General features: G+C 59.8%; 9 protein-coding genes and 1 pseudogene. 9 read left to right on the top strand and 1 reads right to left on the bottom strand.

The annotated features are described in order from the left end of the window. From WD429_RS07795 to WD429_RS07785, 3 genes and pseudogenes are all read left to right on the top strand, one after another. Positions 1 to 137 (top strand): annotated as a pseudogene (locus WD429_RS07795) (DNA (cytosine-5-)-methyltransferase); the annotation flags it as partial. After that, positions 137 to 1,069: a DUF4928 family protein gene (locus tag WD429_RS07790; RefSeq protein ID WP_368421612.1), complete on the top strand. Its 933-nt coding sequence runs from the start codon at positions 137 to 139 to the stop codon at positions 1,067 to 1,069. The pseudogene WD429_RS07795 and the gene WD429_RS07790, both read left to right, overlap by 1 nt. 20 nt (positions 1,070 to 1,089) lie before the next feature. Beyond that, complete coding sequence (locus WD429_RS07785) at positions 1,090 to 1,785, top strand: hypothetical protein (RefSeq protein WP_368421611.1); 696 nt, start codon at positions 1,090 to 1,092, stop codon at positions 1,783 to 1,785. On the opposite strand, the gene WD429_RS07780 is transcribed toward WD429_RS07785, so the two are convergent. Next, positions 1,772 to 4,447: a molybdopterin-dependent oxidoreductase gene (locus WD429_RS07780; protein WP_368421610.1), complete on the bottom strand. Its 2,676-nt coding sequence runs from the start codon at positions 4,445 to 4,447 to the stop codon at positions 1,772 to 1,774. The genes WD429_RS07785 and WD429_RS07780 overlap by 14 nt on opposite strands. A 395-nt stretch (positions 4,448 to 4,842) precedes the next feature. Here WD429_RS07780 and WD429_RS07775 point away from each other — a divergent pair, with 395 nt between their 5' ends. The 6 genes from WD429_RS07775 (at position 4,843) to WD429_RS07750 (ending at position 11,615) form a co-directional block, all read left to right on the top strand. After that, complete coding sequence (locus WD429_RS07775; RefSeq protein ID WP_368421609.1) at positions 4,843 to 5,463, top strand: ANTAR domain-containing response regulator; 621 nt, start codon at positions 4,843 to 4,845, stop codon at positions 5,461 to 5,463. 14 nt (positions 5,464 to 5,477) lie between these two features. Then, positions 5,478 to 6,707, top strand: coding sequence for a CmpA/NrtA family ABC transporter substrate-binding protein (locus WD429_RS07770; protein ID WP_368421608.1), 1,230 nt, complete (start codon positions 5,478 to 5,480; stop codon positions 6,705 to 6,707). A gap of 235 nt (positions 6,708 to 6,942) precedes the next feature. Then, complete coding sequence (locus tag WD429_RS07765; RefSeq protein WP_368421607.1) at positions 6,943 to 8,298, top strand: CmpA/NrtA family ABC transporter substrate-binding protein; 1,356 nt, start codon at positions 6,943 to 6,945, stop codon at positions 8,296 to 8,298. A 24-nt stretch (positions 8,299 to 8,322) separates the two neighbouring features. Beyond that, positions 8,323 to 9,318, top strand: a complete 996-nt coding sequence (locus WD429_RS07760; RefSeq protein WP_368421606.1) for an ABC transporter permease — start codon at positions 8,323 to 8,325, stop codon at positions 9,316 to 9,318. A gap of 20 nt (positions 9,319 to 9,338) precedes the next feature. After that, positions 9,339 to 10,265 (top strand): ABC transporter ATP-binding protein, encoded by a 927-nt coding sequence (locus WD429_RS07755; protein WP_368421605.1) that lies wholly within the window; start codon positions 9,339 to 9,341, stop codon positions 10,263 to 10,265. A 120-nt stretch (positions 10,266 to 10,385) separates the two neighbouring features. Further along, entirely contained in the window at positions 10,386 to 11,615 is a 1,230-nt protein-coding gene (locus WD429_RS07750; RefSeq protein ID WP_368421604.1) for an NAD(P)/FAD-dependent oxidoreductase, read from the top strand. Positions 11,616 to 11,637 lie beyond the last annotated feature (22 nt).

Genomic DNA, 11,637 nt, shown 5'->3' with positions numbered 1-11,637 from the left:
AGCTGCCTGAGAAATACAACGATGCCTATCGCCTGGCGGGCGATGGCGTTGCCGTACCCGTTGTAAGATTTCTTGCTGAGCAAATTCTTGAGCCTGTTCTGGACGGTGTAGGCGCAGGCAGTGAGAGAGCCGCTTGATGACCGATTTGCAAATATCACTGAAAGGCTTCAACAAGAAAAACAGATTTGGGCAAAAAGGTCCGTTATGCGTCGCCCTGGTAGTGACTCAGCATGCTCGCACAAAGGGCTTGCCTTTGAACCCGGATGTCTTGCTTACGGATAAAGGTGGCCAGGTACTCGGGCTAGGCAAGTCATCCGTTCAGAAAATTCTCACTCGTCACGGCATTGATCGAGTACTGGCAGCCGAAGGTGGTCGCACCAGTCGCGGTAGTATTGGCAATATGCGCGAGTATGTGGCGTTTCTGAATGCTCTTGCCGATAAAGGCAGCGTCGACCTGGAAGCAGTCGAAGCATTCTGGATAGAAAGGGTTCAGGATTTTTTCGCCGGCAAGCCCTTCAAAATCCGGCTGGACTCATCACGAAGTCTCCGTACTCTGATCAGAGATGTGCTTAGCCAAGCCGAAGAGCGACAGAAGAACTCACCCGGGATGCAGTATGCAGGGGCGGTGTTGCAGCACTTCGTGGGTGCCAAGCTCGATTGTGCCTTGGGCCGCGGCATGTTTTCGCACAATAGTTTTTCCACTTCCGACGCACAGTCCGGCCGCGCCGGCGATTTCCTGATTGGGGATGTCGCCGTTCATGTGACCACCGCCCCAGGCGAAGCCGTCATAGCTCGCTGTCGGGATAACATCGATGATGGTTACCGCCCGATTATTGTGACGACCCAGCGCGGCCTGGCCGCTGCTGAAGTTCTGTCAGAAAATGCCGGCCTCGGTGATCGCATAGACGTATTTGAAGTAGAACAGTTTGTCGCGCTGAATCTCTATGAATTGGGCAGGTTTGCGGCTGACGGACGCCGCATTGCCGTGGGTGATCTTGTGACACGGTATAATGAAGTGATTGATGAGTTTGAAACCGACCCAAGCTTAAAGATTGAATTCAAAAACTGACACATTCAGGCTCACCCGCGATGAACAGCTCCGCCGAAACCGCCGCTGCCCTTGGCAGACTGATGTGCCGGGTTACCGAGGAGATCCTCTGGAACCCAGCGGCCGACTGGATCGGGAAGCGCACTCCAGGCAGCGCACTCCATTGCCGCGTCGGTTCCGGCCAGGCCACTTATCATCGCTATGACCTTCGCAGAAAGCAGCATCAGATCACCTACGGTGTTCGCATGATCGAAGCCAAACACCAGGCTGATTCTGCCGAAGGCTGGCTTTCTGCCCGGGAGATCCGCCAGCGAGGTTATTTCGACACCGAACTGTCCACGCTAAATCTGCTGGCTCACACTTGCTGCCACGAATTTGCCCATTTGCTGCAACACAGTGCCGGAAAACGCTTCCACGGTTCGGTGCACAACCGGCATTTTTACGAGATTCTCGATCAGATCCACACCAGTGGCGGGGCTGTCGCTGTAAGAGAAGCCCTGCAAATCAGGGCGCGACAGAATGACGTTGAGTTGCCCGAAGAAAGATTCGAGCCCGTTCACCTCCAGCAACTGGCCGCGGACTGGCAAGTGGGCGATCCCGTGCTGTTTGGCGGTGCACGTCGCACACACAGCGGTAAGATCGTCAGAGTGAATCGCAAGACCTGTACCGTGGACGGTACCGGAGCATCCCGAGGGTTGCGCTACCGGGTGCCGGTTTCCCTGCTCAGCAAACCGTAGACTGGCTGGCTTCCTGGTGGTCAACCACCAGGCTACTCAGTTCCGGCAGACAGGAGCCACAGCCAGTGCCGCATTTCAGCACTTCGCCGAGTTGCTCCACGCTGTCAGCACCTTCCGCCATGGCCCGTAGAATCTGCTTTTCACCGATCTGGTAACAGCTACACACCAGACTCCCCACGTCCTCGGTATCGGCCGCGCGGGCCGCCAGCAGCTGACGCCGGGTCATCTCATCCACCTGTGCACGGCTAAAGCACTCCGCCAGCCAGTCGACCGGCGGCAGAAGATCCGCATCGCGCTCCACCAGCAAGACGGCGTCCAGCCTTCCGTCGATCAGCCTCGCGGCACGGAAGCGGCCCTGCCGGCTGTCCTGCATCACCAGTTGCGGTAAACCGCCGAGCCAGTCACAGATTTCCTCTGGCCACTCCACCTGTGTCTGGCCCGCCAGCCACCAACTGGTGCAGTCCGTCAAGGGTTGCCGGGTCCAGTAATCCGCCGCCCGGAGCACTGGCCGGTCTTCCCGCCTCAGCAGCCGGGCGTGCCAGCATGCCCGCCACGGGCGGAGTCGGGCACGCCCGTGTTTGGCCTCCGGCTGTCCCGAGTGTGGGTCCACCACGCTTTTCAGCAGAGCGGTGGCCACCCCCTCTCCGGTGAATTGACGATTCCAGTGAATGGGCACAAAGACTTCGCCGCGTCGCTGCCCCTGATCGATTCGAACCCGCCCTACGAACTGCCCGTACTCGCTTTCAAGAACCCCGAGTGAACCGGCTTCCAGCGCGTGTTCACGGGCATCGTCCGGGTGTATGTCGATATAGGGTTCAGGCCGATGAGCGAGCAGCTTCGGCGCGCGCGCCGTGCGCGTCATGGTGTGCCACTGGTCGCGAACCCGCCCGGTGTTCACAATCATCGGGTACCGGTCGCACGGTTGCTGCTGCGCCAGGTGGGTGTGCACCGGCACAAACCTGGCACGGCCATCCGCCGTGGCGAATCGACCGTCGCCAAACAGTCGTTTTTGGGAGCCCGGCCCGTACTTTGGCAGGGGCCATTGTGTCGGTGCCAGGGCTTCGTAGGCGTCGTCCGTCAGATCGGCAAGGGCGGAGATATCGAACACCCGGTTACCCGGATTCTCGAACCCCGACAGGTGCGCGTGCTCGCGAAAGATATCCGCCGGGCCCTGATAAGCAAACTGGTCGCCATGGCCCAGCCGTTTGGCCACGGCAGAGACAATCCACCAGTCCGGTTTGGCCTCGCCCGCCGGAGGCAGAAACCGGCGCTGCCGGGAGATGCAGCGCTCGGAGTTGGTAACGGTGCCATCCTTCTCGCCCCAACCGGCCGCCGGCAACGCGATATCGGCGTATTCCAGCGTATCCGTGTGACTCACGCAGTCCGACACGATCACTGTGGGGCAACGTTTGAGTGCCTCCCGAACCCGCGTTGACTCGGGCAGACTGACCGCCGGATTGGTGGCCATCACCCACAGCACCTTGATTTCGCCCCGCTCCACGGCGTCAAACAGATCCACGGCTTTGAGCCCCGGGCCGTCGGCCACCTGTTCACACTGCCAGAACCGGGCGACGCGTGCTTTGGCCCCTGGTGTGTCGTAGTCCATGTGGGCGGCCAGGGTGTTGGCCAGGCCACCCACTTCACGGCCGCCCATGGCGTTGGGCTGACCGGTCAGTGAGAACGGGCTGGCACCGGGTTTGCCGACCCGCCCGGTCGCCAGATGGCAATTGATGATAGCGTTGCATTTGTCGGTGCCCGCCACAGACTGGTTAACGCCCTGGGAGAAGGCCGTCACGGTGCGGTGTTCCGATGCAAACCAGCGATAAAAGGTTTCTACGTCCGCAACCGTCAGGTCACAAGCCTCTGCCACGGCCTCAATAGAAGGCGCAGCCTCACTAGCGGCTGAAAGAGCCTCGTCAAAACCGGCACAATGGTCCGCCAGATACGCGTCGTCCATTGCCCCGACCGACGCCAGCCACACCAGCAGCCCGTTGAACAGAATGGTGTCAGTGCCCGGCCTCACCGCCAGGTGAAGGTCGGCCAGCTCTGTGGTGGCGGTCTGGCGGGGATCAATAACCACGATTTTCCGCCCTGGTCGGGCGGACGCCTTGATGCGCTGATACAACACCGGATGAGCCCAGGCGATATTGCTGCCAGTCAGCACCAGCAGGTCCGCCAGCTCCAGGTCCTCATAACAGGCGGGAACCAGATCCCCCCCGAACGCGCGCTTGTGAGCGGCCACCGCAGAGGACATACATAAGCGGGAGTTGGTATCCACATTCGGGGTACCGATGAATCCCTTGGCCAGCTTGTTGGCAACGTAATAATCTTCCGTCAGCAACTGGCCCGACAGGTAAAACGCCACCGACGACGGCCCGTGCTGCTCTACCGCCCCGCGAATTGCCCGCGCCACCGCATCAATCGCCTGCGGCCAGGCCACGGCGGCACCGCCCACTCTGGGTGACAGCAGCCGCCCATGGTCCCCCAGCGTCTCGCCCAGGCTCGCACCTTTTACACACAAACGGCCACCGTTGGCAGGGTGGCTGGTGTCGCCTGTAACCGCAGACGGTTCAGCGGCAGAAGCCACAACTCCGCAACCAACACCGCAGTAGGGGCATGTGGTGTTAATCGGCTTTGCTGGCGCATCGGACGGCATCGGCATGGGCTTCCCACCTATCGGTCAACAAAAAAGCCCGGCATAACCCAGGCGCTCTCGCGACCAGGTCATGCCGGGCTTCATTGCCTGTTATCAGGATGTTGTGCTGCACGTATTCTTGATTGTCTATTCACCCGTTAAGCAAATCAGGGGCCAGGGTCGCCTATAACCCGTCAGTGCCCGCCCAGGGTGACGTTGGCCGGGCCCGCCTCCTCGCGAATCAGCAACATTCTGGGGCATAACCCCAACTCCGTGCACAGATGCGACGCACGCATGCGCTCCCAACCGACATTCTGCAGCCGCCAAACACGCTGCAAGACTCTGCGTTCAGCGCGTTCGCTGTCTATGGCAGAAAAATTGCTTATTTTCTTCCATACGCAATGAGAAGGTGAGGAAATCGCATGTCATCATCAGAGTCGCTACGAATACTCCTGATCGACAACAACCCGGAACGTGCCAGCCAGGTCTGTGCAGCTCTGACCCACAATGGCCACGACGTGATCCGTCAGCGCCCCGACGCCACCGGTCTGACCGCCGCCGTAGCCCGTGACCAGCCAGACATGGTGATCATCGATATGGAGTCGCCGGACCGGGACACGCTTGAAAACATGAGCACCCTGAATGCTCACGCCCCCAGACCCATTATTTTCTTCGCCGACGAGCCCGGTGACCGTGCCACGATCCAGGCAGCCGTGCGTGCCGGCGTCAGCGCCTACGTGGTCGACGGCATCAAGCCCCAGAGTGCGCGCTCAATTATTGATTCCGCGATTGCCCAGTTCGAATCCTTCCAGGCTCTGCGCACGGAACTCGCCCAGACCCGGAGCCAACTGGATGATCGCAAGATCATCGAGAAGGCCAAAGGGCTCATCATGAAGCAGGAAGGCTGTGACGAAGATGCGGCCTTCCAGATGTTGCGATCCGCCGCAATGGATCACAGCGAAAGGCTGCCAGACATGGCCCGACGGATCATCACGCTGCTTGGCAAACCCGCCGATAACGTCGCCGTCAGGCAGGCGTCCTGAGGATAAGCCGACCCATGGCCAACCCTACATCAATACGCCCTCGCACAGGTTTTCATCTGAGGCTGGGCTTTGTACCGCTGCTCGACAGCGCCCCGCTGATCATGGCCCAGGAATTGGGCCTGTTCGAGACCGAGGGCCTGCAAGTGGAGCTGGTGCGAGAGAGTTCCTGGGCCTCGCTGCGGGACAAGGTCAGCTTCGGCCTGCTCGAAGGGGGGCAAATGCTTGCGCCGATGCCGATCAGCATGTCCCTGGCCAGTGACCGACCCCCGGTTCCCGTGACAACCGCCATGGTGCTGAGCCGCAACGGCAATGGCATCACCCTTGGCAACCAGCTGTTCAACGAGATTCTCCAGTCCGCTGCCAATCAGCTGAAGCCCATCGAAACGGCCCGCGCACTGGTCAGTTATGCCCGCAAGCGTCAGCAGCCCGTGCGCCTTGCCGCTGTAGCGCCCTGGTCCAGCCACGATCTGCAGCTGCGGGACTGGCTGGATGCCGCCGGGGCAGTCAATGGCCAGGACTTTCAGATCATTCCCGTGTCCCCGGTTCAGATGATGGATGCCCTGCAAAGCGGAGCCGTCGAGGGGTGCTGTGTTGGTGAGCCTTGGAACAGCGTGCTGGAACGTCGCAAACTCGGGTACATTCTCCATTCAGGTCACCAGATCTGGCAGAACGCGCCGGAAAAAGTCATCGGGGTTCGCACTGACTGGGCCAATCAGCATCAGGCAATGCACCGTCATCTGATTCGCGCGCTACTGGGTGCCTGCCGCTGGCTCGACAGCGCCAACAACCACCCCATGCTGGCCCGCATTCTGGCCAGGCCGAATTACCTTGGCGAGTATTTTGATCGCAACATCGGTGAGCAATTTCCTTTGCACTCCGATGGCCAAAGCCCCTTTCACCCCGGGCTTCACCAGCACTTTTTCCGTCATTCCGCCAATTTTCCCTGGCTGTCTCAGGCACACTGGCTGGCAACGCGGCTCATCGCGCATGGACAACTGGACCGCATCGATATCGCCTCGTTGCGTCAAATCATTCTCCCCGACGTGTTCCGTGAGGCCGCCGGTTCACTTGGCATAGACACTCCGATGATCGACAGCAAAACCGAGGGCCAGCACCAACGCCCGTTCAGGCTTGATGGGCAGTTCGGGCCAGTGGACGTCGCCAGCGATTACCTGCTGGGCAACCAGCTTCACGACTGGCAAGGCAATGGACGATCACAGTCATTGCCCGCAAATGAAGCTTAACGCACCAAAACCGGTCCCAAATCCAGGCTCAGATCGTCAATACTTGTTCCGATACTTTAATTAATCAATGAATTCATGGAGATAAGAAACTGGCACAGGGCCTGCTTAATCTAATCAAGTCGCATCCATTCGTTCAAGATTGATCACAATGCATCATCCCAGGCACAGGCGCCTGTTTCCCGTTCCCGGGGAGCAGGCGCTTTTTTTTGGGCTGAGACAACATCAGGAGATACCCATGAAATTCAGAATGCTGGCAGCTGCCGCTTTGATACTCGCCAGTTCAGGCCATGCCCAGGCCGACATAGGCCCGGCGGAAAAGCCGGATTTGAAGCTTGGCTTTATAAAACTGACCGATATGGCACCTCTGGCCATTGCCTGGGAGCAGGGTTTCTTTATGGACGAAGGGCTGTTTGTGGAGCTGGAGTCGCAGGCCAACTGGAAAGTGCTACTGGATGGCGTCATCACCGGCACCCTTGACGGCGCTCACATGCTCGCAGGCCAGCCATTGGGGGCGTCCATCGGTTATGGCACCCAGGCCGACATTATTACCGCATTCAGTATGGACCTGAACGGCAATGGTATTACCGTTTCCAACGATGTCTGGGAAGAGATGCGCCCGCACATTGAAGACAACAGTGAAGGCAACCCGGCACACCCCATCAGTGCCGCGGCACTGAAACCGGTTATCGAGCAATACCGTGACGACGGCGAACGCTTTCGCATGGGTATGGTGTTCCCGGTGTCCACCCACAACTACGAGCTGCGTTACTGGCTCGCGGCCGGTGGCCTGAATCCCGGGTTCTATGCCCCGCAGCGCGGCGATACCAGTGGCAACATTGACGCCGACGTACACCTGTCGGTCACCCCGCCACCGCAAATGCCGGCCACGATGGAAGCCGGCACCATTCAGGGCTATTGCGTTGGTGAGCCCTGGAACCAGCAAGCGGTCTTCAAAGGCATCGGCGTACCGGTCATCACCGATTATGAGATCTGGCCCAACAACCCGGAGAAAGTCTTCGGCGTTACCGAAGCCTGGGCCGAGAAATACCCCAACACCCACCTCCGACTGCTGCGCGCACTGATCCGCGCCGCCCATTGGCTGGACGAGAACGACAACGCCAACCGTGAGCAAGCCGTGAAAATCCTGGCCCGCTCAAGCTACGTGGGTGCGGACGAAGATGTGATCGCCAACTCCATGACCGGCACCTTCGAATATGAAAAAGGCGACGTAAGGGACGTACCGGATTTCAACGTATTCTTCCGCCATTTCGCCACCTACCCGTACCCCTCCGATGCCATCTGGTATCTGAGCCAGATGCGCCGCTGGGGGCAGATTCCGGAACCGAAATCTGACGACTGGTATATGGAGACCGCCGCCAAAGTTTACCGCGCCGACATCTACAACGAGGCCGCGCGCACGCTGATCGAAGACGGCACGCTGAAGGCGGAGGACTTTCCGGATCTGGACGCGGAGAACTTTACCCGCCCGCATCAAGGCGAGCTGATTGACGGCGTGGACTTCACACCCCGGCAGCCAAACGCCTACATCGACAGCTTCGACATTGGCCTGAAAGGCTCGCAAACCCCTTAAGCATCGAGTGTCAGGAGACATCACATGACAACGCTCAGCCAGACCGACTCATTATCACAAAGCCAGCGCTGGCTTCAGGCGCTGACTGAAAAACTGTCGGCCCGTAACCTGGCCGAAGCCAGTCGCCAGTTGTTGCTGCCGGCCATCGGCATCCTGCTGTTCGTCGGCTTCTGGCATCTGGCCGCGCCCCAGGTGCAGACGTCGCTGGGAGCCTTCCCGGGGCCGGCGGATGTAATGGAGCAGTCCGGCCAGCTCTGGCAGGAACACAGCAATCAGCGTGACCGTGCGGCGCAGTTTGTCACCATGCAGGAGGAGCGCAACGAGCGCATCCTGTCGGAGAATCCGGAGGCGGAGGTGAAAATTCGGGATTACCCCGGCGCGCCCACTTTCTTCGACCAGATCTTCACCAGCCTCGGCACCGTGTTGGCGGGGTTCGTGCTGGCAACGGTCATCGCGGTGCCTCTGGGCATCCTCATTGGTCTGAACCGCCATTTTTCGGCCGCGGTGAATCCACTGATCCAGATTTTCAAGCCGGTATCGCCCCTGGCCTGGTTGCCGCTGGTGACCATGGTGGTCTCTGCCACTTACGTCAGTGACGATCCGATGTTTGCCAAGTCCTTCCTGACGTCGATGATCACGGTGACCCTGTGCAGCCTCTGGCCAACGCTGATCAACACCAGTGTCGGTGTATCGGCGGTGAATCCGGACCTGCTCAATGTCTCAAAAGTACTGCAGCTTTCTTTCTGGACGCACGTTCGCAAGGTGGTGCTGCCTTCGTCGGTACCGATGATTTTTACCGGGCTGCGGGTATCGCTCGGCATCGCGTGGATGGTGCTGATTGCCGCCGAAATGTTGGCCCAGAGTCCGGGGCTGGGCAAGTTTGTCTGGGACGAGTTCCAGAACGGCAGCAGCCAGTCCCTGAGCCGGATCATGGTGGCGGTGCTGGCCATCGGCTTTATCGGCTTTCTGCTGGACCGGATCATGTTGCTGGTTCAGAAGAAGGTTGCCTGGAATGAGTAAGGGCATTTAAGGAGTTAGCTATGACCAAACCACATCTTGAATTGACCAATGTCCAAATGGCCTTTGATACACCCACGGGGCCATTTATCGCACTGGAAAACGTCGACCTGAAAATCCGCAAAGGCGAATTCGTGTCCCTCATCGGGCACTCCGGCTGTGGTAAATCCACGGTACTGAATATCGTCGCCGGCTTGTTGCAGGCCACTCGTGGTGGCTGCGTGCTGGATGGTCATGAGGTGAACACACCGGGGCCAGAACGGGCCGTGGTGTTTCAGAACCATTCCCTGATGCCGTGGCTGACGGTTTATGAAAACGTCGAGTTGGCGGTGCAACAGGTGTTCCGCAAAACCATGAGCAAGGCCGAACGGCGCGACTGGATACTGCATAACCTGAAGCTGGTGAACATGGACCACGCCCTGGACAAACGCCCCGGAGAGATTTCCGGCGGTATGGCGCAACGGGTGGGTATTGCCCGGGCATTGGCGATGAAACCCAGCGTGCTGCTGATGGACGAGCCGTTCGGAGCGCTGGATGCGCTGACACGGGCGCACCTTCAGGATTCTCTGATGGAGATCCAGCAGGATCTGAACAGCACCGTCATCATGATTACCCACGATGTGGACGAAGCCGTGCTGCTGTCCGACCGCATCGTGATGATGACCAACGGGCCCGCCGCTAAGGTGGGGGAGGAGCTTTATATAGACCTGCCCAGGCCCCGCAACCGGGTTGCCCTGGCGGACAACCCGGAATACGTGCATTACCGTCAGGCGGTGTTGTCATTCCTCTATGAAAAACAGAGTTTTCCAAACAAGCAACGCCCCTCTCAGGACGAATCCGAGGGCGATACGCCCGGAAACGAACAGACTCAGCCATCCGGCACCGTCCCGGTGCGCTCTGCCCCGTCCGGGCGCACAACGGAAGCGCAGGTTGCGGAGGAGATCACCTAACTCGCTGTTTACAATAGCCTCTTGAAACTGGCACGGAGTTAGCAGATACCAGAACAGGGAAGAATGTCCCGGCCACGGATCGGCCGGACCATCAGATCATTGTTAAGGGGGACGGCGATCATGACCACCGGGGCACCACACACCCTCGTTATCTGTGGCCACGGCATGGTGGCGCAACGGCTGCTGGAAAAGTTGGTTGCACAGCCTCACCAGCCGTTCAGTCGGATCGTCGTCCTCAATGGCGAAGCCAGCCCGGCCTACAACCGCATTCAACTGTCGGTGTTGCTTGCCGGAGATGCCAGCGAGTCCAGCCTGCAATTGCGACAACCGGGCTGGTATCAACAGCACAACATTGAGGTGCATCAGGGCGATCCCGTGACCACCATCAACCGCGAGGCAAAGCACGTGACCACCGCCAGCGGTCTGATACAGGAATACTCGCGCCTGGTGATCGCCACCGGCTCGCGGTCCGCCAGCCTCGGCATTCAGGGCGAGGGGTTGGACGGCGTGGTCGGATTCCGGGACCTGCAGGACACCCAAAAACTGATCGACATCAGCCAGCGCCATCGCCGCGCCGTGGTTATTGGTGGCGGTTTTCTCGGCCTGGAAGCGGCAGAAGGCCTGCGCAGCCGGGGCATGTCGGTCACGGTGCTGCATCGCAGCAGCCACCTGCTGAACCGTCAACTGGACGCCACTGGTGGTGCGCTGCTGGAAAGCGCACTTAACGACCGGGGCCTGGCGCTCCTTACCCGCACATCGCCGGTCGCGCTGCTGGGCAACCACACCGTCCGCGCCGTGCAGCTTGATGACGAAACCCTGATCAGTACCGACCTGGTGGTCGTCGCTGCCGGCATTGCTCCTAACATCCAGCTGGCCCGCGACGCCGGTCTGGACTGTGATCGGGCGATCCAGGTGAACCCGCAGCTGGCCACCAGCGATCCGGCCATTTACGCGCTGGGTGAGTGCTGCCAGGTTCTTGAGCACACTTTCGGTCTGGTGGAACCGGGTTACCAGCAGGCGGAGGTGCTTGCTCAGGTGCTGTGCGATGCCGCCAGCACTGCGGCTTACCAGCCGTCGGAGATTCCCACGCGCCTGAAAATCAGCGGCATCCCCATTTTTTCCTGTGGCCAGACCCAGCCCGACAGCGAGACCGAATCGGTGATCTGGCAGGACCATGAAAGCCAACACTACTGCCGTCTTCTGGTGCGTGATCAACGCCTGACCGGTGCCGTACTGTTCGGCGAAACCACCGATGGCCTCTGGTACAGCGAACGCATTCGTCAGGCCGATGACATCAGCGCCTACCGGGCCCAACTGGCCTTTGGCAAACCCTATTGCGACGCCGCGTGATGCCGTCAGTGAAAAAGAGAGA

Origin of the sequence: Marinobacter sp. (genome assembly GCF_040904845.1) — a bacterium.
Classification (GTDB): domain Bacteria; phylum Pseudomonadota; class Gammaproteobacteria; order Pseudomonadales; family Oleiphilaceae; genus Marinobacter.
Note: the sequence above shows the minus strand (reverse complement) of the source record. Positions and strands in the feature narration are given on the sequence as shown.

Coding starts and splice junctions, on each gene's coding strand:
- WD429_RS07780 (WP_368421610.1), bottom strand. CDS start 4,447: ATGCCGATGCCGTCCGATGCGCCAGCAAAGCCGATTAACACCACATGC.
- WD429_RS07765 (WP_368421607.1), top strand. CDS start 6,943: ATGAAATTCAGAATGCTGGCAGCTGCCGCTTTGATACTCGCCAGTTCA.
- WD429_RS07785 (WP_368421611.1), top strand. CDS start 1,090: ATGAACAGCTCCGCCGAAACCGCCGCTGCCCTTGGCAGACTGATGTGC.
- WD429_RS07750 (WP_368421604.1), top strand. CDS start 10,386: ATGACCACCGGGGCACCACACACCCTCGTTATCTGTGGCCACGGCATG.
- WD429_RS07770 (WP_368421608.1), top strand. CDS start 5,478: ATGGCCAACCCTACATCAATACGCCCTCGCACAGGTTTTCATCTGAGG.
- WD429_RS07790 (WP_368421612.1), top strand. CDS start 137: ATGACCGATTTGCAAATATCACTGAAAGGCTTCAACAAGAAAAACAGA.
- WD429_RS07755 (WP_368421605.1), top strand. CDS start 9,339: ATGACCAAACCACATCTTGAATTGACCAATGTCCAAATGGCCTTTGAT.
- WD429_RS07775 (WP_368421609.1), top strand. CDS start 4,843: ATGTCATCATCAGAGTCGCTACGAATACTCCTGATCGACAACAACCCG.
- WD429_RS07760 (WP_368421606.1), top strand. CDS start 8,323: ATGACAACGCTCAGCCAGACCGACTCATTATCACAAAGCCAGCGCTGG.